Source organism: Coriobacteriia bacterium (assembly GCA_016649875.1).
Taxonomy (GTDB): Bacteria; Actinomycetota; Coriobacteriia; order WRKU01; family JAENWW01; genus JAENWW01.
The window spans coordinates 67713-92595 of the sequence record JAENWW010000003.1 but is presented as its reverse complement, the minus strand read 5'-3'; the positions used below and the strand labels follow the sequence as shown (position 1 = coordinate 92595).

Below are 24883 nucleotides of genomic sequence, written 5' to 3'. Positions count from 1 at the left end.
GGAAAGCCGATGAGTACAGAAACCACGACAGATACGCAAACTCCGCAGATACTGGCTCACCTCGATTGTTCGACGGGAGTATCGGGAGACAAATTCTTGGGCGCGCTCATCGAAGCGGGTTCGCAACTCGGTCAGTTCAGCGCTGCGGATTTGCAAAACGCCATCACGCAAGTCGCCCCCGAGGCGGTGGTCTCGATTACAAAGACATCGTCGTACGGAATCAGTGCGACCTCCGTCTCGATCACATCTCAAACGCTTGAGCCACACTCCCGGTCTTTCAAAGACATCCGTAAGCTCATCAACACCGCCGACCTTCCCTCTCCCGTGAAAACGAATGCAATCGACGTGTTCACTCGTTTGGCGGAAGCCGAAGGGCTCGTCCACGGAGTCGCCACAGAAGAGGTGACCTTCCATGAAGTTGGTGCGCTCGACTCCATCGGCGATGTCGTCGGCGTATGCGCGGGAATCGATGCTCTCGGCATTCAGGCGCTCTATGCGACTCCACCGGCACTCGGCTCGGGAACGGTGACGACCGCACACGGAGAGATTCCCGTTCCAGCTCCCGCCACGGCGGCGCTCCTCCTCGGCAAACCGACCACCGTCAGCTCGGCGAGCGGAGAGCTCACCACACCGACCGGCGCGGCACTGCTCCATCTCGCGGCAGGCTTCGGCCCCGTGCCGCCGATGACTCCGATTCTGCTCGGATACGGAGCCGGGACCAAAGACATCGGACAGGCAAACATATGCAGACTCATCGTCGGGGAGGCGGCTACAAAAGCCACCCACGGCACGGCGGCGCCCACGACGCTCACGCCCGATACCACCGTTTTGCTTGAAACCAATATCGATCACATCACGCCCGAAGCAGTCGCTTTCGCCGGTGAGGAGCTCGTCGCAGAAGGTGCTCTCGATGTGTGGATTACCCCCATCGCCATGAAGAAAGGCCGAGCGGCGCTCACCCTTTCGGTGCTCGTTTCTCCGACTGAAGCAGAAATGTTCGCAGAGCGCATCGTCGCTTTGACCGGCACACTCGGCGTGCGCGTAATCGTCCAGCCCCGGCTCATCGCACATCGCGAGACCGTCGATGTCGACACCGAGTGGGGCACGATCACGTTGAAGCACGGGGCCGGACGCTATCGACCCGAGCATGAAGACATCGCGCGGATTGCTCGTGAAAATAACTTGCTTTATCACGATGTCCTTGTTAAGATTTCTAACCTGACGGAAAGTATTTAGAATAATCTAAACTTTCTGACGGCAAGGAGCAAAAAATGATTCGCGACATGATTGTTTTCGACTATGACAAATGCACCGGATGCGGCACATGCGCCGACGGATGCGGTAAGCAAGTGATCGAGATGGTAAACCACAAGCCCGAAATCGTCGAGGATAGATTCTGCGACGGGCTCGGCGTTTGCGTCCCACTCTGCCGTTTCGGCGCGATATCCGTTCAAAAGGTCGACACCGACCCGTTCGACCCGAAAGCCCTGCGCGAGTACCACCGCAATCGTTAATTCCTGCGCGAGTACCACCGCAATCGTTAATTCTTTATCGAATAGCGCCCTGTTTCATCGCAGACCGCAAAACCTTCTTCGCACAGCGAGCCCATGACATCATCGACGACATCGATCCCATAGGAACACTCCCGCGCATAGTACGTGGCGGTGCCGTCGGGCACATCCAGCATGACGCGCAACAAACGAGCACGCTTCTGCCTGCGAGAACCCTCATAGGCACTTTGCTTCGTGTGGTGTTTGCTTCTACGCGAGGGATTCGGAAACATTTTCTTCAGCCATGCACCGTAATCGAGAAGCGCATAATTCCAGACGCGGGAATCTATGCCGCGCGAAGCGATGAGCGCAGCGGCGGCCTCGACGATGGCGCTCACCTCTTTGTCGCCGACATTTTCTCTGTCCGGCCACACCTCATGAAGCACCACGGTTCGCACATTCGTTTCGAGGTAGACGGACGGCTCGTTGAAAGCGAACGCGAGCACCCCGGCAGCGGTCGCCGGCCCGATTCCCGGCAACGCCACAAGTTCCTCGACATTCTGCGGCAATCGGCCCGCATGCAACGTCGACACCTGTTTGGCGCACTCGTGAAGTGCGAGCGCACGACGGTTGTAGCCGAGCCCTTGCCACGCTTCGAGCACGTCGAGTGTCGACGCGGCCGCAAGCGCATCGAAGGTCGGAAACTTTTCGATCCACCGCGCATAGTAGCGTATGACACGCACCGTCTGAGTCTGCTGTAGCATAACCTCGGAAACCAGCACACGATAAGGATCCGCCGTGCGCCTCCACTCGAAATCGCGATACAGTTCTTCAGCGACCCCGAGAACGGCATCGACCAATGCGACGACCGCCTCCGAGCCGACATGAGCCCCGCCCTTCGGTGCCCCGCCCTTACGCGACTCGTTCGTATCGTTCCGTTGTGTGCAGCTCATGTTATCCACGAAAATACCCTACCCTCGAAGCTCTTTAGTATTAGCATAAAACACTGTGGTCGGATACTCTAGTATCCTAGGGCATCGGAAGCCGCTTACTCTGACTACCGGTACACGAAATAACCATGAGGAGAACTCAATGAAAGCATCCACAGGCGATAAAGTAAAAGTAAACTACACCGGAACGCTCTCGAACGGTGAACAATTCGACTCGAGCATCGGTCGCGAGCCTCTCGAGTTCGACCTCGGTGCGGGCCAAGTGATTCCCGGATTCGACAAAGCCGTCATCGGCCTTGGAATCGGGGAGACGGTCACCATCACCATCCCGGCAGACGAAGCATACGGCGTGCGCGACGACAAACTCATCCAACACGTGCCTCTCGAGTTTTTCGGAGAGAAACTACCCGAAAAAGGTTGGATGCTTGAGCTGCAATCACCCGAGGGCCAGGTAATCCCTGCAACCGTCGTCGACATCAACGAAGAAAATGCCACTCTCGACATCAACCACCCACTCGCCGGCGAGGACCTCACATTCGAAATCGAACTCGTTGAGATTATCGCGAAGGATTAACGACACTTTATGAGCGTCTCGTATCGACAAATATTTGAGACCTGCAGAAAAGCCGGGCTTTTAACCGGACAACAGGTGCAAACCGTTTTCGAAGACGCATCCGGTCGGTCTCCCATTGCGGTGGCGCAAGAACTCCATTTCACCACCGAAGAAGAAATCGCGCGCGCGGTTGCTTCAAGCTACCATTGCGAGTTCTGCGACATCAAGGCGCTCGAACTCAATCCGCAGGCCATAAGGAAAATCCCGACCGATACTCTTCTGAGAAGCCACATGATTCCCATCGCGATCTCGAATTCAGAGATTACCATGGCGATGGTCGACCCTTCCGACATTTTGGCTCGCGACGATGTTCGCACGCTCACCAGACTCTCGGTCAAAGTCGTCGTTGCACCTGAAACCGCAGTGTTCGACGCAATCGAACGTTTTATGGCCGACCAAACCAACCTGCAGTCGATGGCCGACGACACCACAGTTGAAGTCGAAGACCATCTGACAGACGAAAACACCGAGGATACCGTCGTCGCAAAACTGATGAATAGAATCATCTCCGATGCAATCACTCTCAACGCCGGAGATATAATCATCGAACCTCATGAGCATGAAATGGCCATCCGTTTTAAAATCGATGGCGTTTGCCGGGAAATATTTTCCGCTCCAAAATCCTTGCACCGGCAATTCATCAACCGGCTCAAGATTCAATGCGACCTCGACATTGCAGAACGACGCAAGCCTCAAGACGGACGTTTCGGCGTGAACCTCAAGGGAAAAATCATCGATTTCCGTGTGGCGATTTTGCCGACCATTCACGGCGAGCTCGCCGTACTGCGACTTTTACGCCGCGACTCGATTATGCTGTCGCTGACCGATCTCGGGTTCAACGATACGAACTTCAAGCACATCATCGACGCCTTGAAAAGATCGCATGGCATGATTTTAGTCACCGGACCGACCGGCTCGGGTAAATCGACCACGCTCTATGCCGCAGTCAACGAAACCGCCGATCCTCGAATCAACTTGATCACCGTCGAGGATCCGGTCGAATATCGACTGGACGGACTTTCGCAAATCCAGGTCAACGAAAAAGCCGGCCTTACGTTCGCCTCCGCTTTGCGCTCGATACTCAGGCAAGACCCCGACCAGGTGATGATCGGTGAAATTCGCGACACGGAAACAGGCAAGATAGCCATCGAGGCCGCGCTGACCGGGCACTTGGTCCTCTCGACTCTGCACACGAACAATGCGCCCGGCGCACTGACTCGTTTGACTGAAATGGGCATCGAGCCTTTTTTGAGCGCAAGCGCGATTGTGCTCGTCGTGGCTCAACGACTGGCACGACGCTTGTGCCCCGAATGCAAGGAAGCGTACCGGCCCACAATCGAGGCCTGTGAAAAAGCAGGCTTTCCCTATAATAAGGAAACAGGCGAAACGCCGCTCATCTACCGGGCGAAAGGTTGCAGGGCTTGTAGTGAAATCGGTTACAAGGGACGCATGGGCGTACACGAGGTCATGGCCGTCTCGGAAGAACTCGAGCGGGCGATCGTTCGTAACGCATCAGCCGATGAACTATCCAGAATCGCCGTCGAAGAAGGAATGCAAGAGTTGCGTGGCGACGGATTTGCAAAAGTCATCGAAGGGCTCACATCCATCGAAGAAGTATTGCGAGTGGTGGTCTAAATGGCAAAGACCCCGTTGCTGACCGGACAACGCCTCATACGAGCGGAGGTAATCACTCCCGAACAATTCGACGTCGCGTTGGCGTACCAAAAGGACCACCCCGGGATTAAGATTCAAAGCATCATAGCGAAACTCGGTTACGCCACCGAACACGACATGGTAAAGGCGATCGCGCTTCAACTCGGCGTACCGTTTCTCGGCGAAAATGACATCGAAATCGACCCGACTCTCGAAACGCTCATCCCGCGCAACCTCGCGGAAAAGTATCGCGTCGTTCCCATCAAGTTGAAAGATCGCTCTTTGACCATTGCGACATCGAATCCGCGTGACATCGGTGCGTTGGATGACCTGCGCCTCATCACCGGGGGCACCATCATTCCGATTATGACCACCGACACGGCTATCACCGACTTGATTGCAAAAGTGTACTCGAATCCCAACGCCGATATCGACTTGCAAAAGCTGCGTGATGAAGAAGGCGACACCAACGAGGCACTCGTAGAATTTCAGAGCCTCAACGAGGTCGTCGATGACTCCCCGACCGTCAAGCTGGTCAAATATATCCTCAAAAAGGCCGTCGCCGATGGCGCAAGCGATATCCATATCGAGCCGCAAGAACACGACTTGCGCATTCGGTTCCGAACCGACGGCGTGCTCCATGAGATTATGAGGAGCCCGAAATCGAGCCAAACCGCAATCATCTCACGATTTAAAATCATGGCGGATATCGATATTTCCGAAACACGTAAACCGCAAGACGGCCACAGTTCCGTCAATGTCGGCAACAAAACGGTCGATCTCCGTGTGTCCACCCTGCCCTCCATTTACGGTGAGCGCATCGTTTTGCGAATATTACGTACCGACTCGGTGCTCCTCAAGCTCGAGGACCTCGGATTTTCTCCCCGCAATCTCGAATTGTTCGAAACCGCTTTCAAAAAGCCTTACGGAACGATTTTGGTGACCGGTCCGACCGGCTCGGGTAAGTCGACCAGCCTCTATGCGGCGATCAATGTGCTCAACTCGCCTGAAAAACACATTCTGACCGCGGAGGACCCCGTCGAGTACCGTCTCCCCGGCATCAACCAAGTGCAAATCGACAACAGCGCCGGTCTGACGTTCGCGCGGGCGCTTCGCTCGTTTCTGCGATGCTCTCCCGACGTCATCCTCGTCGGAGAAATTCGCGATAAAGAGACGGCGCGAATCGCAATCGAGGCCGCTCTGACCGGTCACCTGGTGCTCTCGACTCTGCACACCAACGATGCGGCAAGCGCCATCACTCGTTTGACGGAAATGGAAATCGAACCGTTTTTGATATCTTCGGCGCTCGACAGCGTAGTCGCCCAGCGACTCGCCCGACTTCTTTGCCCCGAGTGCAAAGAAGAGTACACTCCGGATTCGGAAGCGTTGATTCGCATCGGATACAACCCCGACGACCTGCCGGATAAGCTCTACCGGGCGAAGGGATGCAGAAAGTGCAACAATTCCGGGTACAAAGGAAGAATCGCCGTGCATGAAATACTGTCCATAACCGAGAAAATCGGAAATTTGACCGTGGAGGGCGCACCCGGCGAAGTAATTAAAAAGGCTGCAATCGAGGAGGGAATGCAAACTCTCATGCAGGACGGTCTGGAAAAAGCTCGCCTCGGTCAGACTTCGCTCGAAGAGATCATGCGCGTTATTGCATAAGACGGGCAACATCAGTAGGATGTCAGTACACTTCGCGTTATAAACTCGCATCGGCGCCGTCAGAGGAGCAAGCGTGGCAACATACACTTACCAAGTCCGCGATAAAAAATCGGGCAAGATCACCAAAGGGAAAATCATCGCCGCAAACGTGGCTTTGGTCAAAGAAAGCCTCGCCGCCGCCGACCAAGTCATTTTACAAATTCGCGAGCAAAGCAAACTCGCAGATGTCGGAAGCCTCAGCATCGGTGGAAAGAAAGTCAAGCGAAAGGATGTCGCCATCTTCGCCCGCCAATTCGCGACGATGATTGAAGCCGGGCTTCCCATCACCAAATGCCTGACGATTTTGAGCGCGCAGACCGATAGCGTCGCGCTGAGGGGCGTCATCGCCCAAATTTCGCTCGACGTCGAGTCGGGCGGTTCTCTTTCAGCTGCGGTTGCCAAACACCCGAAAGCATTTCCGAAAATATTCGTATCGATGGTCCACGCCGGAGAAGTCGGCGGTGTTCTCGATATCGTTCTCGTGCGCGTCGCAGACCACTTCGAAAGCGAGCTCGCTTTAAGAGGAAAAATCAAATCGGCCATCACCTATCCGGTTGCCATGGGCGCTTTGGTTTTCATCATCGCGCTGGCAATGTTGATTTTCATCGTTCCGACATTCCAGAAGATGTTTGCCGACATGGGAGCGAAATTACCGGCGATAACAGCTGTGATGATTACGCTATCGGATGCGCTCCTCAGCTGGAAAGGACCGGCGACATTCGTCGTGGTCATCGCCGCCGTATGGGGGTTCAACAAGTGGCGCAAAGGTTCGGGCGCTTTCACATGGGATACGCTTGTTTTGAACATGCCCGTCACCGGCTCGATTGCGAAAAAAATGGCCATGTCGCGTTTCACGAGAACATTTTCCACGCTCGTCAGCGCCGGCGTACCGATGTTGGCAAGTCTCGATATCGTCGCCGACACATCCGGTAACGAAGCGATCGCAAAGGTCGTATTAGAGGCGAAAGAATCGGTGAGAGAAGGAAATCTTCTCGCAAAACCGTTCTCGGAATCGAAAATTTTCCCTTCCATGGTCTCTCAAATGATCGCCGTGGGCGAAGAAACCGGTTCGCTTGACGTCATGCTCTCTAAAATAGCCGACTTCTACGATGAAGAGGTTTCTTCGGCAGTCGCTTCGTTGACGTCGACACTCGAACCGGTCATGATGGCTTTACTTGGCGGCGTGGTGGGCACAATGGTCATCGGCCTGTATCTCCCGATGTTCCAAATGGTCGCCATCGTCAAATAGTTTTATAGCGTCTGCTTAAAGTATTGTATACTTACCTCAAAGGTGTATCATGCAAAGGTCTAAGTTTTCATAAGGGCGCGCCGAAGGAATGGTCACCCCCGATTATTCATAAGACGTGCAACAGAGGAGAAACGTATGTCAAAAACAATCCGTAAGGACGAAGGCTTCACCCTCGTCGAGTTGATGGTTGTTGTATTGATCATCGGTATCTTGGTGGCTATCGCCATTCCGATTTTCAACAACGCCACGGCGAAGGCAAAGATTAACACCTGCAGAGCGAACATCCGCACCATCAACGGCGCCATCTCTCAGTTTGCAACCACCGAGGACACGGTCACATCACTTGCCACAGACGCTGCCTCGGGAACTGGAGCCCTCATTCCAGGCTACCTCAAGACAGCTCCCCAGTGCCCTTACAACATCGCTTATACAATCAGTGCCGTGGTCGCCCCTGGTGGCGTCGGCAGCCAAGGTGTGGTTGAAGTGGCCCACATCACAGGTACAGGTACAACAGCCGACCCATATGTACACGCCGATCCCACCGCCGTTGTCACTCCATAGCCGATCTCGCTTATCCGAGGTCTTCGCAATACGATCGTCTCTAGAAACCGCCCCGAGAAGGGCGGTTTTTCTTTCTTCTCTGCGATGTATAACCCCCCGCCACGTGGTATTCTCGTAGCATGAAAACAAATCGCCGACACACCTTTATATACGCTGAGAACGGCTTTACTTTGGTAGAGCTCATGGTCACCGTGCTGATTTTGGGCCTCTTGGTCACTATGGCTGTCGGTCTCTTCAATAATTCCATCCAGAAGGACAATCAAAAAGCATGCGCGGCCAATGTCGACACCATCAACCTGGCGGTTGCCCGTGCGGCCTTGATTTCAGGAAAACCAATAAGCGCGATAAACGATACCGATGTCAACGCCTATATCACCCGCGGAATAACCTCCCTGGAATGCAGCGTGAAGTCCCACCCCGCGACCTACCATGTGGTCCAGGGTGTCATCAATCCGCTGCATAATCACCAATGATGATCGATCCGCATTTCATTCGCTACGCACTTACGGGAGCATTCTTCCTCTTCGGAGTGATTTTCGGAAGTTTCGGAAATGTCGTCATCTGGCGCCTCCCCCGCAAAGAATCATTGAGCTTTCCACCGTCTCACTGTCCGACATGCGGTTCACCCATAAAACCCTACGATAATATTCCCGTTCTTTCCTTCCTTGTACTTAAGGGGAAATGTCGCACCTGTCATGAAGCGATTTCGATTCGCTACCCGCTCGTCGAGCTCTCGGGCGGCATACTCTTCGCCGTAGCGGCCCTTATCGGAACAAATCTCATCCAGGCGATTTTTCTCAGCGTTTTCCTCTACCTGCTCATGCTTCTTTCGTTCATCGACTACGATACGAAAAGACTTCCGAACTCGCTTGTCGCCACTCTCGGAGTGCTCAGCTTGACGGCGGTTGTGCTGACTCTCATCCCCGGCTGTATGAATACTTTGGCACAATCCACATCGCTGCCGAGAACCGTCGCTCTGACCGCCTCGGCGCAAAAAAGCACCTTCGCACCGATTGTCGAAGGAATAATCGGCATACTTCTCGCTGCGGGACCGGCGGCGCTCATAGCGTTTCTTTACCGCACACTCAGACACAAAAGTGGATTCGGCATGGGGGACATCAAGTTGCTCATCGTAATCGGGCTCTTCCTCGGGAGATTCGGCGGGCTCGTCCTCCCCGTTGCGGCGATAATCGGTCTCCTCGCCATAGGTAGTGCAAAACTTGGCAACCGCACAGTATCACTTTCCATGAAAATACCGTTCGGACCTTTCATAGCGCTTGCCACGTTCGTTATACTGTTGTTTGGGCAGAACTTATGGATAGGGTATACAGGTCTGCTGTTTTAACGCACGTTTAGGGAAATGCCACCATGGGCACCGAATCGAAGGAGTGCCGAGCCGTGAACACCGATGGCGTTATGATAACCAGCACTCGCGACAGGAAAGCTCCTGCCACCGATGCCGGTTTCACGTTTGTCGAAATACTTGTCGCTCTCGCGATTCTCAGTATTGCAATCACCGGGCTCATCGGTCTCATAGAAGTAAATACCATGACGTCGGTGCGCGCGCAGGAACTCTCTCGGGTCACGGATTCCATGGCCGACTTGGCCGACATGTTGCGCAATCCTGCGATAACATCCTACGAATCTGCCGGCGTGACTCATACGAAATATATCTCAATCGTCAGCACGGATATCCCACACAATGTCTCAGTTGAGCCATGCGACGGCCCGGTCCCATCCAATGCCTCAGTCGTCATGAGCGTGGAGGCGACGACAATCCCAGTGAGCGGTACGAGCATAAAGACCATCACAATTGGCGGCTACTCCACACGTTTTCCCCCCCCAGATCCAACGTCAAACCCAACGTCTGGCCCCCAGATCCATACAATCCAAGTGGTTTTGCCAAAACCATAAAACGACCCAGGGAACCTTTAGAGAATAATCATGATACTTTCTTCTTCACATACACCAACTTCGAGCAGTTCAACCGGACCGATGGCCGAGCAGTCTTCGGCAGAGGACGGCTTCACTCTGGTCGAGCTTCTGGTCACCTCGATTTTCATGATTTTTGTCATTACGCTGGTATATCAAACGATTTCATTCGCTCAGGTCGGCGAACAAGTTTCCGCCCGAAACAATGTGATGTCGGGCGATGTCAGTACCCTATTGGATATCGAGGATCGCTTCTTGTCGCAGAATTTATCACTGACGAAATCGCCCGACGGCTACTCGTACACAGTTGAAGTCCCCGTTGAAGTCCCCGCACAAATCGGCATCCCTTATCACATCACTTCTTATAAAATCACTTTCACTGCAAATCAGGACGGAACATTCACCGCACTACGCACGCCGCCGGTGGATTCCAGCGATACCGCCACCACATTCACCCTCAGCACAATAAACGCCAACGTCTCCAGCAGCACTCCGCTCTTGGAACTCTTCTACAGCCACGAGGCAACAGTTACCAGCACCGAATCGACGAACGCGACTTCGGCAAAAATCACCATCGTAGCCAAAGACTCATCCGACCACTTGGTACGTTCATCTCGTACCGTATGGTTCAGGAACCGGGACCAATAGACATGAGGCGACCTTTCATGAAACTGCATAACGATGACAAAGGCTACGCAGTGGCTTTCGCACTCGGCGCAATCGTTCTCGTCACTATAATCGCCATGACGAGCTACGCTCTCGCCCAGCGGTCGATTGACCAAGCCGGAACGGAATCTTTCTCGAACAGAGCTTATCAGGTGGCCGCCTCGGCACTTGAATATGAAGCAACCCTTTTTGAAAAAAGTGGAGCGCCCTCCGCCTTGTCCGGCGAGACCGTCTCAGCCGACGGGACCGTCTCGCCCGAGAGGACACTCCCCGGGACGAATGAAGGGTACACCTTCCGTAGTTATCCCGGCAGACATGGAATCGTTTTGAAATGCACCGCCACTACTCTGGACGGGAAAAAGGAAAGCGTTTCAGTCGAAGAGGTCAGTATCGACCTGGCCAACAGCGTATATTCGGGAGGCGGCGGCGGCACCATGCTCAACGGTAAATACTTCAACACGTCGGACTCCATGATAATCGGTCCGCTTTATCTTAAAGTCAATGGCGAAGACATAAGCCCGAACGCGAATATGACGTTCATCGACGGTCCGCTCTCCATCGAAAACGGGACGCTTTCGGGAGGCGGAGCTCTTTGGGTCCATACAACCAAGGTCTTGCACTACGAGGTTCACACCGATAACGCTACGAGCGGTCTCCCGACCGATGTGATCGTATCCCCGCTCGGCCCAAAAATGACCACGCCGAGCATTACACCCTCACTTGTGGACTCTCTCAAATGGGAGGCAGGGACATCACAATACTACGAAGGCGACACGATACTTTCCCTCGACGCCTCCGGAACATTGAATGCGAGCGGAACGATTTACGTCAATGGGACAGCCACAGTAGGCACAAAAGAGGCGCCTGTCACCGGTTACAAAGGTGTATTCACGATTTATGCGACGAACGGCATCACCTTCAACGGACGACTCATCCCCGCGAATTTCACAAATTCAGGCGAAACCCGCACAGACCTTGCTGGCGTAGATACCACCTACCGAGATAAAGACGGTGGGGTGTCTTTGCCTCAAGTGAGTGAAGGCTACTGCGCGACACTCATATCCAGCGGGCCGATCCTCTCGACATATAGCGCCGGTAACTCCAACGGAAGTTCCGCGAACTTTGGCTTTTGCGGAGCGATGTTCACCAGCAAATCGGTTACTTTCGGAAGCTCATTGCGCGGTTCGATAATCGCCGACAGCTCGATTGTGACGGGTGTAAAAATCATTCTCGCAACGCAGGGCACTCTCGGGGGCTTTCTACCCGGTCCTGTAAGTGGAGATGCAACCGGTCCTGGCACCGGTCCTGTGAAAGAACTCTTCGGTCGTGTTCTCGCACGCGAAAATTGGACACGGGGAAATTGAGATTAAATGACGGGAAAGCAACAAAACCGCTAACGCTCAGTGACGTAATTCTGCAAGGCGCGTCGAAGTCGAACAAATAAACTAGTATTGGTGGTGCATTTTATTGCAGCACGATAAAACCGATACATGCAGACATCGACACATAAAGACGCGAGGGCTAAAGTGGCAGGTCGAATATCATTTTCAGGCCAAGAGCTTCCGGTGGGGCTGGACATAGGGCACAACCAAATACGTGCCGCTCAGTTGAAGCGCCACAACGGCGAACTCGTGCTTCACGATTTCGGATCGATTTCAATCCCCAAAGATGCGACCGATGAGGGCGAAATCATCGATACCGCAGCCATCACCGAGGCGTTGAAGACATTTTGGCGTGAGCGCAAGTTCACCGGAAAAGTCGTTGCGACCGGTGTCGCCAATCAGCAAATCATCTTCAGAATGATCGACTTCCCGTGGACGGAAGAAAAAGATCTACGGGAGGCCGTCCTTCTCCAAGCACAAGAATTCATCCCCATTCCCGTTGAAGATGCCATCATCGATTTCGCCATCACCGGCGAAAAGGTCAATGATAAAGGCGAGCGCGTCTACGAACTCATGCTCTCGGCGGTCGAACGGAACATCATCGATAAAGTGGTGTCTTCGATACAGGATGCCGGTCTCAAACTCGCGAGAATCGACCTCACCCCGCTTGCGCTCGTGCGATCGGTGCTCGGCGACAATGAAGCACCCATCAACTATGATGGCTTTTTCGGAGAGACCGAGACCGTCGCCGTCTTGCATATCGCTTCCGGAACCACCAATTTGGCAATTGTCGAGGCGGGAGTGCCTCGCTTCATCAGGTTCCTCCCCACAGGCGGCGATATGTTCACCACCATGCTTGCGCGCGAGTTGGATATTCCCCTTGATGAGGCGGAAAAGATCAAACGAGACTTAGGTCTCCCCGCTCTCGACGGCAGCGTTCCCGCGCTCATGGATTACGACGCCGAACTGGTGTTCAAAGCCCAGAGTGTTCTCGAACGCGAGGTGAGCCGTTATATAAACGAGCTCAGACTTTCGCTCGAATTCTATATATCGAACAGCGCAAGCGGCGCCGAAATCACGAAAATATTCGCGACGGGTTCCGGCATGCGCCTTATCAACTTGCCCGCTTATCTCGAAGCTTCGCTGAAGGCGGATATTCAAATCGCCGATCCGTTCGCTTCCATCAGTGTATCCGACACGCAGCAGCGCTATCTCGGGACCGAACGATACAGCTACGCTCCTGCAATCGGTCTTGCGATCGGAGGCAGATGATGGCTGTCAAGAACAACCAAAAAATCAACCTTCTTCCCCAAGCAATCCTCGATCAACGTAGATTCGAGCTTTGGTATCCGTGGATTGCAATCATCGGGCTGATTTGTCTCTTACTCATCGGACTGTTTTTTATCGGCTTCGCCATCAATCTTTCTTCGCGCACCGATGAACTCAATGCGACGAAAAGTGAGACCACGGACACGAAAGCCCAGGCCGCAAAACTCAAAAAATATGAAGACGCGAAGAAAACCTTCACCGCGCGTGAAACAATAGTCAATCAAGCACTCGCCCAGCGCATGGATCCCTATTTGTGCGGATTGGCCGTAACCAAATACTTGCCTTCGACCGTTTCAATCGAGAATATGTCGTTCGACGCCCTAATGGGCATGTCCCTCAACGGTGTCGTGGAAGATACCGGTGGCAACCCGACCGATAAGGATTGGAAGGGCGTCGCCAACGCGATGGATTCGCTCGGAGAAGCACCGATAGTACACAATCTTTGGCTGAGTAAAGGTGCGATGACTGATGCGTACAACAACTACGAGGGTTCCGATTCTCTTTATTCGGCGGCCATACAAGACAACTTCCCCGATGTCGTCGACCAGTTCAGCATCACCGGCGACCTGAAATTAACGATCGACACCGGCGGGGACACGCACCTTTGGACGGATAAGGCCGCAACGGCCACTGGGGGGGCTACGAGATAATGAAACTTTCTCCTCGTATCAAAGTGGCACTGGTTCTCGCAGGTTGTTTTTTGATCGTTCTCGGCGTCGTCGCGGGCACCCTCTACCCTCAATATAAAAAATCTACAGTCCTCAAGCAAGAAAAACTCAACGCCCAGGCAGACCTCTTGGCCGCACGGACTTTGCTTGCCAAAAGGACACAGCTCGCAAAAGAGAGCGGCCAGCTCGCAATCGATACCGCCAACCAAAAGGCCGAGATACCGGAGAGCGCCCAGCTTTCGGATGTTTTGCGCCAAATACAGAACATAGCCTATGAAAACAACCACTGGATGGTAAACATCACGAACACCGATCCGGTTACGACCGTGGGCATGAAGTACCTCTCATGGGATACGGAGATTTCTCTCGAAGGTGGCTGGCTCGATACCCTGTCTTTCTTGCGCGACCTTCGCGATATGAATCGCCAAGTGCGCGTCACCAATGTCGCTTTCACTCGATTAACCGGTATCCGAGGTGGAAGCGCCGTCCCCAACAGGGTTGCGAAACACTGGGACCCGGAAGCATACCCGGTGAAAACCATCATCAAAGTGCAAATTTACTATATCCCCCAATCATCCGTCTTATCAGCGGCGAGCGCATCCACCGCCGCGGCATCGACGAGTGCCGCAACGACTCAAGGAGGTGCCAAGTAGCCATGACCAATGAACATGATCTCATCGAGGAATCAGCACCGTCGACCGACGATGGAACGAATACGGTTCCTGACATCGAATCCGACAAAGATACTACGCCGGCACCGCCGGAAAATGAACTTGTCGAAAACGACGAAGGCGAAAAGAGCCCCGACGGCACCAAGCGCGCAGTGATTTGGGCGGTTTTCGGTGTGGTTTGCCTGCTGGCGCTCATTATTCCCGCAGGTGTCGTTTTATATCGTGCACAGCATGCGGTTACCGCACAAAATGACAACGTCACGGTCATCCCCGCTCCGGGTACCAAGACATCGGTGGAAACCACGAGCACGGAGAGCACGAAAACGGCAAGTTCCCTACAAGATGAAACCGACACTTCCGCTTCTCAGAGTGACGCGCTCGGTCAAGATCTCGAAAATTGGGATTACTATCGTTCGGGCCGAAACATCATGGAGCCGGTCAAAGGTCCGCGCGTTGGGGACAGCTCGAGCGCAATCAATAAGAACTACATCGTGACTATCGAGGATGCACTCGATATCGACGAACATGCGGCCAACGGAGTTACCGTGACGCCACCTCAAACCGCCAAGCCCACGGGAGCGACCTCGGTTGCGGGAGCGAACGACTCGACTTCTTCGTATGGACCGCCACCGCTTGAAGGCGTCGGCACGAGCAACGGCAAAAAAGTCGCCGTATTCGTGGTCGGCGGAACAACATATGAGGCGAAAGTCGGCGAAACCATCGGTAAAACGACGTGGTCCGTCAAATCGATCGGCGCCGCCTCGGCAACCGTCACCGACGGCACCTTAACCCGCACCCTGAAAATCAACGACGGCTCGAAATAACGAGAGAAGTCCTACTGAATAATCGGAGAAATAATGCCTGAATTTCGTCTTTTGGTCGTCTCTGACAACCAAAAATTTCAAAGTACCCTCCAAAACGACCTCGTAAAAGCCGCTCCGGACTCCGAAGTATTCCAGGTGCCGGCGCCCACGCGTGCACCAGGGGCCATCAGCATGTTGAAGCCGGACCATGTCGCCGTGGATCTCTCGATGCTCGACGCGGATTCTTTTCTTGACGACATTTGCAACGCTGCAACCGCCCACGATGCCAAAGTCATTTTTTTCGCCACGCAAGGACATGCAAACGGCGCGAGTCTCGCAAAGAACTCTCACGCCCTCTGGTGCGAATCGGCGGAAGCTTCGGAGTTCATCTCTTGGCTGACCAACGGGTATACTTTGACTGCAAGCAAACCAAAGGCCGACCATGTCATGCTCGAGTCGCCCGGACTCTCGCGCAGCGGAGAACGCCTGCCCTCTATGGATGAGCTTTTAATCACCATGCTTGAAATGGGCGCATCCGACTTGCATATCAGCAACGGGTCGGCCCCCCGTGTCCGCGTGAACGGCCGCCTGTTCGAACTCGAAGGCCATCCGAAATTTTACGGCGACGATACCGTCAAGGTAATCGTCCCCATCATCCCCGAAAAACGTCTTCGAGAGTATGAGGAAACGTTCGAATCGGATCTTTCTTATTCGCTTCCCGGGAAATCACGATTCCGCGTCAACGTGTTCAGGCAACGCGGAGCGATGGGCGCCGTTTTACGTACCATCCCCTTCGGCATTCCCACCATAAAACAACTCGGCTTACCGCAAGTATGTACGGATCTGGCCGATAAGCCCCGCGGTCTCGTTCTCGTAACCGGACCTACCGGCTCGGGAAAATCAACGACGCTCGCGGCGATGATCGATTACATCAACGAAACGAAAGCCGTTCATATCGTCACGATGGAAGACCCCATCGAGTTCATACATCAGAACAAAAAAGCTTTAGTCAACCAGCGTGAAATCGGAGAAGACACTGAGAGCTTCGCCGCAGCGCTCAAACATGTGCTACGCCAAGACCCCGACGTCATCCTTGTCGGTGAGATGCGCGACCTCGAAACCATTTCAGCGGCGATCACCGCTGCTGAAACCGGCCACCTCGTCTTCGGAACGCTTCATACAATCGGAGGGCCTGAAACCATCGACCGTATAATCGATGTCTTCCCTCCTGCGCAACAAAACCAAATTCGCATGCAACTCTCCGGCACCCTGCTCGGTGTTCTGTCCCAAGTCCTCTGCGAAACCTCCGATGGAAAAGGACGCGTACTCGCCCAAGAAATCATGCTCGGAATTCCGGCCATCGGGAACCTGATCCGTGAAGGAAAGACTCACCAGATGCTAAGCATCATCCAATCCGGGGGTAACATCGGAATGGCGACGCTCGATCACAGCCTGCGCCAACTCTTCAAAGAGAAAAAGATATCAGCGGAAACCGCACTCGAAAAATCGCAAGATGCAAAAAGTATGGCCGAGCAGATCGGATATAAGCCCTCGTCTAGTAGTTCTTCGCAATAAGCTCGAAGTGCGCCTTCGGATGACTGCACACGGGGCACTCCTCGGGCGCCTCTTTGCCGATGTGTAGGTGTCCGCAGTTTTCGCAACGCCACACCACTATCTCCGGTTTTGCGAATACTTCACCGTTATCGACATTCGCGCGTAAGTTCAAATAGCGAACCTCGTGTTCCTTTTCAATTTTAGCAACCTCTTCGAAAAGCACCGCGATAGCATCGAATCCCTCTTCATGGGCCGTCTTTGCAAAACGCGGATACATTTCCGTCCACTCGAAGTGCTCACCTTTGGCGGCGTCTTCAAGCGCAACCCTCGTGGCCGGCACTGAGCCGCCGTGTAAAATCTTGAACCAAATTTTCGCGTGAGCCATCTCGTTGTGCGCGGTCTCATCAAAGAACTTCGAGATTTGAACGAACCCGTCCTTGAGAGCCTGGCCTGAATAATAGGTGTATTTGTTGCGGGCTTGCGACTCTCCTGCGAATGCGGTTTGGAGGTTAGCCTCTGTGATTGAACCTTTGAGTTCCATGATTCTTCCCTTTCTCAAACGGTTTAGGCAGTGATATCGGAAATTTTGAAAACTCGATTCCCGATTGGAAAACCATCGGCGAGTCATTGAATGAGATGGTGCGGGTGAGGAGATTTGAACTCCTACAGGGTTTCCCCCACATGGACCTGAACCATGCGCGTCTGCCGTTCCGCCACACCCGCCGATATGAATGGTCGCCAAGAGAATGATACCCTGAAACAACCACAAAAAACGCCGTTTGATAGTAACATTCCAAACAACAAAATGCCAACACTGCTGTGGGTTTTCTGTCTGATGACCGCTTTTTAGGTAGAATTACCCCTATGGTCGCCACAAGAAAATATTCCGATACGGCCCTTTCCCGCGAAACCGCCCGCAGAGACGCAGCCGACGCCCTCTTGCTTCAGCCTGAGGAACTCATCCTCGGCCGATATCGTCCGCTTGAGACACTAGGTTCAGGCGGCTACGGCACCGTCTTTTCCGCTTGGGACGAACAGCTTAAGCGTCGCGTAGCCATCAAAGAAATCCCCCTGAGCCCCGCCGATGCACAGACCACCTCGAAAGATTCCCTCGGCCTTGCGGAGGCACGCACCGCGGCGATGCTGACCCACCCCAACATTGCAACCGTCTATGACTTCGTATCGAATCATGAGGGAGCCTATCTCATCATGGAGTATATCGACGGCATCACGCTCGCCGATATTCCGAGCAGCGCGCTCAACGACGACACCATCGCCTCCCTGGCAAAATCAATCGGCTCGGCTCTCATCCATGCACACAAAAACGGTGTCCTCCACCTCGACATCAAACCGCGCAATATCCTCATCAATCACGATGGACGCGTCAAAATCATCGACTTCGGACTCGCATTGCTCTCCGGCACGACGGGACACGGCTCGGCCGGCGGAGGCACCATCGGCTACATGCCGCTCGAACAATTGAGAGATAAGCCAGCAAGCAAAGAAACCGATGAGTGGGCCTTTGCGGCCGTCATGTACGAACTTTGCACCGACGAATGCCCTTATGCGAATGTCGCCGGTTCCGGTGCATCGTTTCAGCAGATGCTTCACGCCCAAGAAACCGATGAACCGGCTCTCTTGGAGACCGGAGATGCGGTGCTCGATGCTGTTTTTGCAACAGCGCTTTCACGCGACGCGGAAGACCGATACCCCGGCATCAAGAAGTTCAACGAAGCTTTGCTCGACCGCCTCGGAGATGAGCGCATCGGCCGAAAAGAACTGCAAAGTGTCGTCGAGGAGCTCACCGACGACCAAACCGACGAAGACCGACTTGAGGAAACACGCCTCGAACGCGAGCGCGCCGTAGACCGATCGATTGTTTCCGCAAAAACCATATGGCTCACCATTTGGCGTATCATGGTGGGAGGAATAACCGCTACGGCCGTGTACCATCTTTTCGGATACTATCGGCTTTCACACGCGCTCGGCGCGGGCGCCGCGACATCCGACGGAGTACCGGTTCCGCTGCTTGTGGGTATAATACTGGGCGCATTGGTCGGAATCGCACCTCGGCTCGGTTCGGTTTTGTCGGGGCTCGTGCTCGCTTTGCTTTTGGGGGCCGCCGGACAGTGGGCGATAGCGTCAATCGCTCTGCCCATATGCTGTTCGTGGTGGTTTTTCATCGCACGAAAGTCGAATGCGGTGGCAAGCATCGGCACGCTGCTGGTCTGTTTTGCCGTTGAGGCGAACTTTTCGAGTTCATCCTCTTTGCAAAGTTTGTTCCCTCATCTATTCCGGGACAACCTCGCGTGGATGAACCTATTTCTCGCACTAGCGTATATAGTAACAGCACTAGTCGGGGCATTATCGATGAGCAGAAGAAAGGAACAAGCGTGAGCAGTCGCTCGAAGAAAAATTCAGGGGGCAACATGAGCAACGTCGAGGGTGCCTTGGAACGCGCAATCGAACGTCCTTTTTCACGCCTTTTCCGCTCCCCTCTTCAGCCGGCTGAAATTGAAAAAGCCGCCATCAAAGAGGTCGAAAAAACGCGCAAGCTCGGCGTGAACACGATTTATGTCGCCAACGTCTACACCGTCGTGATTTCGCCCAAAGACGAGGCCACCCTCGGAGATTTAATCGAAACGCTCGAATCGGACCTGGCGACGCGCCTTCATGCCTATGCATCGAATAACAACTACTTGATGTCGACTCGGCCCATCGTCGCTTTCGTCGTCGATGACAGTTTCAAACTCGGAGAGGTGTATGTGATAGGCGAAACTCTTTCCGAAGAAACCATACGCGAAGAGTTCGGCCCGGATGCGTTACCGGCAGCTCCGAAAAAGAGCTCCGCACCGCGCATTCAAGCCGAGCAGCCGTCCTATGCGGCCAATCGCCACAACAGAGGTCTCAACGTCGACCCTTATCTCAATAACACGTTCGGAGTGGGAGGCGGCCAAAACGCGATTCCCGCCGTCCCGCGTTCCTCGACATTCGCCCCGACCGGTTCATTGGGCGGTAGTTTCCCGGTGGGCAGCCCAACCGATGATGAAACCGCTTTGATTTCTTCGTCGGGAATGCAGCAGAATGCCACAGCGACCATCGCGGTCAAAAACCAACCCCCGTTCGTATTGAACGGGCAAGACCGCTACGTCATCGGTCGAAAGGGACTCTGCGACATTCTCATCGAAGACTCGCGAGCGAGCCGGCAGCATGCCGAAATAGTACGGGAAGGCCTCGGCTGGGCAATCGCCGACCTCGATTCGACGAACGGAACGCTCCTCAACGGGCAACCCGTCACCCACCGTCGCTTAAAAGACGGTGATGTGGTGACCGTGGGCGCAACCGCCATCGCATATAGAGAAACGGAACACTAGCCGTGATTGATTTGCTCTTATTCGCCGGCCGAGTCGCCCTCCTCATACTCCTCTATCTTTTTTTGCTCTTCGCAATAAAGAGCGGGATAGGTTTGGCCCAAGGATCACGCAAATCAAAACAATCCGTCTATACCGTCACTATCGTCGATGGTCCGCCCACTCTCGAGGGAACGACGTTTAATCTCAACGCGATACTCCTCATCGGTCGCGCCCCCGGCAATGACATACACGTCAACGACGAACTCCTCTCCGGTTCGCATGCGCGCTTGACGCCTGTGCAAGACGGTGCGGTTCTCGAAGATCTCGGATCGACGAACGGAACGCTCCTCAACGGAATGCCGGTGAGGACACCCCAAGCTTTACGGCCCGGGGACAGAATTGAAGCAGGCTCTTTAAAAATGGTGGTTGACCGACAATGACACCGAAAACTCCTCTATACCCGTACGCCGCGCTGACCAATGTCGGTCGTGTCAGAGATCACAATGAGGACTCGATTTTAGCGGCTCCCCCGCTTTTCATCGTGGCCGACGGACTCGGTGGACACGAGGCCGGTGAAATCGCGAGCCATATCGCCGTGGAGCAGGTTCAGGCGAACGCACCGCTCACACCCGATGTGAACGCACTCATGCGCGCGGTGAAAAAAGCAAACGCTGCAATCATCCAGGCCGCCGCGGAACATATAGGGCACCAAGGCATGGGAACCACCATGACCGCCGCGATCATCAAAGACGGACGAGCCGTATTCACGCAGGTCGGCGATTCACGCGCCTACCTCTTGCGCTCCGGACGCCTCACCCAAGTCACCGAAGATCACTCCGTAGTCGCCACCATGGTGCGTTCAGGTTCCCTATCGGCCGCCGAAGCACGCGTTCATCCGCAGCGCAATGTCATCACGCGTGCCCTCGGCAGCGACCCCAACCTGCTCGTCGACACGTATGAATACGAAACTCTGAGGGGCGATCGCTGGCTTCTTTGCTCCGACGGATTATTCGGACCGGTCAATGACACTGAGATCGAAGAGGTTCTCAATAAAGAAATCGATCCGTCGCGATGCGCCGAAAAACTCATCGAACTGGCCAACGATGCCGGGGGCAATGATAATATCAGCGCAATCATCATCGATATCGACCATGAGTATGCGACCTCGCTCGCACAAAAGAAGCACACGAAACGAACGCTCCGATTCTCCGTTATCGCCGTCCTTTTGGCCATCGCTCTCATCACCGGAGTCGGGCTGGTGCTGAAAAACTACGCCTCCTCACGTGCCTATATCGCCGCCACACCCAATAACCGAGTGGCGGTTTACACCGGTGTGCCCGGTTCGATTCTCGGGTTCTCCATCAGTGCGCTCAGCACCGAATCGACATTCACCGTCGACATGTTGCCGCCCATCGAGCAGCAAAATGTATCTTCGGAGGAAACATTCGACAGTCGGGAAGCGGCGATGAGCCGATTGCACCGCTATCAAGAAAATTTGCAGGCCCCGAAATGAGCTCACGCAGAAATAGGGAGTTGATGCTCCTTGCGGTCGCTGCCGTTCCGGTGGTACTTCTCTTCGCACTGGTCGGTGCTCAAGCAAGCGGCAACTTTTCATGGACGTACCTCACCGTACCCATCAGCCTCTTCGCCCTTTTTGCCGCGGCGCACATCGCCCTTCGCTATTTTGCGAAAAATGCGGACCCGGTTCTCCTCCCGGTCGCTTTTGTCTTAAGCAGCATCGGCATCGCGTTCATCACGCGCCTTACGCCCGAAAAAGCCTTCACCCAAATCGCCTGGCTTTTCATCGGCGTCGTGGCACTCATCGCAATACTCGCAGCCATTCCCTCCCTCGAACGCGTGGGGAATTATAAGTACACACTTATGGTCGTCGGAATCGTTCTCATGGTTTTGCCGGCACTCATCGGCCGAGAAATCAACGGATCGAAGCTTTGGATTCGCTTAGGTTCCCTTTCCATCCAGCCGGGAGAAATCGCACGTGTCCTCATAATCCTATTCATGGCTTCGTACTTGTCTGAAAACCGTGAGATGCTGACCGTATCGACACGGCGGATTTTGCGTATACCCATGCCGGAGTTGCGCACGCTCGGCCCGCTGTTGTTCATGTGGGCGATTTCTTTTCTCGTCATGGTGGCCGAAAAAGATCTCGGTTCCTCTCTGCTCTTCTTCGGAATTTTTCTGATTATGCTCTATGTGGCCACCGGCAGGCCGAGCTATGTCGCCATCGGGCTCGTGCTTTTCAGCGGCGGAGCGACTTTGGCCTACAAAATGTTCACCCATGTTCAAACGCGTGTTGATATTTGGCTACACCCGTTCCAAGACGCAGCCGGTAAAGGGTACCAACTCGTCCAATCGATTTTCGCTTTCGCCGACGGAGGATTCATCGGGCGCGGCATAGGTGCCGGCTTGCCGACTCGCATTCCTTTCGTCGACACCGACTTTATTTTCGCCGCAATAGGTGAGGAGCTCGGGCTCCTCGGTGCATGCGCCGTCATCATTTGTTTTCTCGTAGTGATATACCGAGGCATATCGATTGCATCCCGGGCGAAGTCCGACATGGCTTCCTTCACCGCCGTCGGGTTGACAGCCTCGCTCGGTTTGCAGGTTTTCGTCATCGTCGGTGGCGTGACCGGACTGATTCCTCTGACCGGTATCACCTTACCGTTCATCAGTCGCGGAGGCTCCTCTATGCTCTCGACTTTTATGTTGCTCGCACTCCTCATTCGGGCGAGCGACGCGTCCACCGGCCTGTCCACGGAATTGGTAAGCGCACAAAAAGGCACTTCCGTTCTCGGGCGTCTCTCTTTATCGAAGCGTTTGGGCGGGCTTGCGGTGTTCTTTTCGCTCCTGATGGTCGCGCTCGTCGGGAACCTGACTTGGTTGCAGGTCATCCATGCGCGCTCTTTGCAAAACAACGTCGCGAATACTCGAAACTTATCACGGGAGCTACGGAGTGCCCGCGGACCAATCGTCACAAGCGATGGTGTCACCCTCGCTGAATCGATACTGCAGAAAGACGGCACCTATAAGCGCGTCTATCCGCATAAGTCGCTTGCCGCGCATACGATCGGTTACTACTCAACGAAATTCGGTCGTTCCGGCATCGAACGCATAGCCAACGACGTCCTCACCGGACAGCGCACGTTCTCCACCTTCGACGATGTCATCGGCGCTGCGACCAATCAACCGATTAAGGGCGACAGTGTCACTTTGACCATCGACTCGAAGGTCCAAAAGGCTGCCGAGAAAGCGCTCGAGGCCGGAAGCGGTAAAGGCGCGATAGTGGTCATGAACCCGAAAACGGGAGCCGTACTGGCCTCGGCGTCCAGCCCGACATTTGACCCGGGCACCGTCACCGACGAATGGCAGAAACTCAATACCGACAGCAATTCATCCCTGCTCGACCGATCGAGACAAACCATTCTCGCGCCCGGTTCGACGTTCAAAGTCGTCACCTTGACCGGAGTGTATGCGAACAATGTCGCCACCCCGACGACGACGTATAAAGCACCCGCCAGCATGATCATCGGAAACGCAGCGGTCACCAACTTCGAGAAATCAAGCTACAGCAGGACGACGCTAAAAATGGCGACCGCCAAATCAATAAACACGGTCTTCGGTCAGGTGGCTGTGCAGCTCGGCGCGAAGAGGCTTGTCGCACAATCGGAAAAATTCGGATTCAACAGCACCATTCCCTATGACTTGGGTATCGAGACCTCTCTCATGCCCGACCCGTTGGAAATGACTACATGGGAAACGGCATGGGCGGGAATCGGACAACCGGTCGGCGAGCACACCTCCCCGGCGGGTCCGCAAGCAACCGTCTTCCAAATGGCATTGATCGCAAGCGGCATCGCCGATGACGGAATCGTGATGAAGCCCTATGTCATCAAAAGCATCAACTCACCGACAGGCAAGATAACAGGTTCTTTGAGCATCACCTCACCGGTGAGGTGGAAAACTGCATGCTCGACAGATATCGCGAATCAAGTCACCGACGCCATGAAAGGGGTCGTCGCCGACGGAAGCGGACGGGGCGCCGCCCTTCTCGATGTAACGGTGGCCGGAAAAACCGGGACGGCGGAAATCGGGAAGACAAAAACACCGAATGCATGGTTTATAGCATTTGCACCCGCAGACAACCCGACTGTCGCACTGGCGATTATGCTTGAAAACGGAGGACAGGGTGGCAAAATAGCAGCACCCGCCGCAAGGGCGGTGCTCAAAGCTGCACTTGGCCTGCATTAATATCGGCTATACATTACAATACAGATAGTTATTTAT

Annotated in this window: 24 protein-coding genes and 1 tRNA gene; 22 read left to right on the top strand and 3 right to left on the bottom strand. The window is 54.3% G+C overall.

The annotated features are described in order from the left end of the window. Window positions 1-9 precede the first annotated feature (9 nt). Together larC and JJE36_02295 are read left to right on the top strand one after the other, a co-directional pair. The gene (larC, locus tag JJE36_02300; protein ID MBK5211139.1) at window positions 10-1236 is read left to right on the top strand and encodes a nickel pincer cofactor biosynthesis protein LarC; all 1227 of its coding nucleotides are present in this window, start codon (window positions 10-12) and stop codon (window positions 1234-1236) included. A 35-nt stretch (window positions 1237-1271) separates the two neighbouring features. Beyond that, a complete protein-coding gene (locus JJE36_02295) occupies window positions 1272-1514 on the top strand; it encodes a 4Fe-4S binding protein (protein ID MBK5211138.1) in 243 nt (80 codons plus the stop codon). A gap of 26 nt (window positions 1515-1540) precedes the next feature. Here JJE36_02295 and JJE36_02290 read toward each other — a convergent pair whose 3' ends face one another. Further along, window positions 1541-2443 (bottom strand): adenine glycosylase, encoded by a 903-nt coding sequence (locus tag JJE36_02290; GenBank protein MBK5211137.1) that lies wholly within the window; start codon window positions 2441-2443, stop codon window positions 1541-1543. A 139-nt stretch (window positions 2444-2582) separates the two neighbouring features. Here JJE36_02290 and JJE36_02285 point away from each other — a divergent pair, with 139 nt between their 5' ends. From JJE36_02285 to JJE36_02215, 15 genes are all read left to right on the top strand, one after another. Continuing rightward, entirely contained in the window at window positions 2583-3014 is a 432-nt protein-coding gene (locus JJE36_02285) for a peptidylprolyl isomerase (GenBank protein MBK5211136.1), read from the top strand. 9 nt (window positions 3015-3023) lie between these two features. After that, window positions 3024-4688 carry a Flp pilus assembly complex ATPase component TadA gene (tadA, locus tag JJE36_02280; GenBank protein ID MBK5211135.1) on the top strand — a complete coding sequence of 555 codons (1665 nt, stop codon included), beginning with the start codon at window positions 3024-3026 and terminating at the stop codon, window positions 4686-4688. Continuing rightward, window positions 4689-6374, top strand: coding sequence for a Flp pilus assembly complex ATPase component TadA (gene tadA, locus JJE36_02275; protein ID MBK5211134.1), 1686 nt, complete (start codon window positions 4689-4691; stop codon window positions 6372-6374). Window positions 6375-6447: 73 nt separating this feature from the next. Further along, a complete protein-coding gene (locus JJE36_02270) occupies window positions 6448-7662 on the top strand; it encodes a type II secretion system F family protein (protein ID MBK5211133.1) in 1215 nt (404 codons plus the stop codon). Window positions 7663-7809: 147 nt separating this feature from the next. Further along, the gene (locus tag JJE36_02265) at window positions 7810-8223 is read left to right on the top strand and encodes a prepilin-type N-terminal cleavage/methylation domain-containing protein (GenBank protein ID MBK5211132.1); all 414 of its coding nucleotides are present in this window, start codon (window positions 7810-7812) and stop codon (window positions 8221-8223) included. Window positions 8224-8342: 119 nt separating this feature from the next. Continuing rightward, window positions 8343-8696, top strand: coding sequence for a type II secretion system protein (locus JJE36_02260; protein ID MBK5211131.1), 354 nt, complete (start codon window positions 8343-8345; stop codon window positions 8694-8696). Next, window positions 8693-9568 carry a prepilin peptidase gene (locus tag JJE36_02255; GenBank protein ID MBK5211130.1) on the top strand — a complete coding sequence of 292 codons (876 nt, stop codon included), beginning with the start codon at window positions 8693-8695 and terminating at the stop codon, window positions 9566-9568. Before JJE36_02260 ends, JJE36_02255 begins: the two co-directional genes overlap by 4 nt. 23 nt (window positions 9569-9591) lie before the next feature. After that, a complete protein-coding gene (locus JJE36_02250) occupies window positions 9592-10137 on the top strand; it encodes a prepilin-type N-terminal cleavage/methylation domain-containing protein (GenBank protein ID MBK5211129.1) in 546 nt (181 codons plus the stop codon). An 81-nt stretch (window positions 10138-10218) separates the two neighbouring features. After that, window positions 10219-10803, top strand: a complete 585-nt coding sequence (locus tag JJE36_02245) for a hypothetical protein (protein ID MBK5211128.1) — start codon at window positions 10219-10221, stop codon at window positions 10801-10803. Window positions 10804-10820: 17 nt separating this feature from the next. Continuing rightward, window positions 10821-12185 (top strand): hypothetical protein, encoded by a 1365-nt coding sequence (locus JJE36_02240; protein ID MBK5211127.1) that lies wholly within the window; start codon window positions 10821-10823, stop codon window positions 12183-12185. A 126-nt stretch (window positions 12186-12311) separates the two neighbouring features. Beyond that, on the top strand, window positions 12312-13475 hold the full coding sequence (pilM, locus tag JJE36_02235; protein MBK5211126.1) for a type IV pilus assembly protein PilM: 1164 nt from the start codon (window positions 12312-12314) through the stop codon (window positions 13473-13475). After that, window positions 13475-14182 (top strand): hypothetical protein, encoded by a 708-nt coding sequence (locus tag JJE36_02230; GenBank protein ID MBK5211125.1) that lies wholly within the window; start codon window positions 13475-13477, stop codon window positions 14180-14182. Before pilM ends, JJE36_02230 begins: the two co-directional genes overlap by 1 nt. Next, on the top strand, window positions 14182-14853 hold the full coding sequence (gene pilO, locus JJE36_02225; protein ID MBK5211124.1) for a type 4a pilus biogenesis protein PilO: 672 nt from the start codon (window positions 14182-14184) through the stop codon (window positions 14851-14853). The genes JJE36_02230 and pilO overlap by 1 nt, the downstream gene beginning before the upstream one ends. A gap of 2 nt (window positions 14854-14855) precedes the next feature. Continuing rightward, window positions 14856-15695, top strand: a complete 840-nt coding sequence (locus tag JJE36_02220) for a hypothetical protein (GenBank protein MBK5211123.1) — start codon at window positions 14856-14858, stop codon at window positions 15693-15695. A gap of 474 nt (window positions 15696-16169) precedes the next feature. Continuing rightward, window positions 16170-17249 (top strand): type IV pilus twitching motility protein PilT, encoded by a 1080-nt coding sequence (locus JJE36_02215; protein ID MBK5211122.1) that lies wholly within the window; start codon window positions 16170-16172, stop codon window positions 17247-17249. Here the strand turns inward: JJE36_02215 and JJE36_02210 are convergent. Next, a complete protein-coding gene (locus JJE36_02210) occupies window positions 17230-17772 on the bottom strand; it encodes a rubrerythrin family protein (GenBank protein ID MBK5211121.1) in 543 nt (180 codons plus the stop codon). The genes JJE36_02215 and JJE36_02210 overlap by 20 nt on opposite strands. Before the next feature lie 93 nt (window positions 17773-17865). Further along, window positions 17866-17951, bottom strand: a tRNA-Leu gene (locus tag JJE36_02205). 141 nt (window positions 17952-18092) lie between these two features. Between JJE36_02205 and JJE36_02200 the strand changes: the two genes are divergently transcribed. The 5 genes from JJE36_02200 to JJE36_02180 are packed head-to-tail and all read left to right on the top strand — an operon-like array spanning window position 18093 to window position 24847. Beyond that, on the top strand, window positions 18093-19625 hold the full coding sequence (locus JJE36_02200) for a serine/threonine protein kinase (protein ID MBK5211120.1): 1533 nt from the start codon (window positions 18093-18095) through the stop codon (window positions 19623-19625). After that, window positions 19622-20602, top strand: coding sequence for a DUF3662 and FHA domain-containing protein (locus JJE36_02195; GenBank protein MBK5211119.1), 981 nt, complete (start codon window positions 19622-19624; stop codon window positions 20600-20602). The genes JJE36_02200 and JJE36_02195 overlap by 4 nt, the downstream gene beginning before the upstream one ends. A 2-nt stretch (window positions 20603-20604) precedes the next feature. Then, entirely contained in the window at window positions 20605-21021 is a 417-nt protein-coding gene (locus JJE36_02190; protein MBK5211118.1) for an FHA domain-containing protein, read from the top strand. Beyond that, entirely contained in the window at window positions 21018-22094 is a 1077-nt protein-coding gene (locus tag JJE36_02185; protein MBK5211117.1) for a Stp1/IreP family PP2C-type Ser/Thr phosphatase, read from the top strand. The genes JJE36_02190 and JJE36_02185 overlap by 4 nt, the downstream gene beginning before the upstream one ends. Beyond that, window positions 22091-24847, top strand: a complete 2757-nt coding sequence (locus tag JJE36_02180; protein ID MBK5211116.1) for an FtsW/RodA/SpoVE family cell cycle protein — start codon at window positions 22091-22093, stop codon at window positions 24845-24847. The genes JJE36_02185 and JJE36_02180 overlap by 4 nt, the downstream gene beginning before the upstream one ends. Window positions 24848-24883 lie beyond the last annotated feature (36 nt).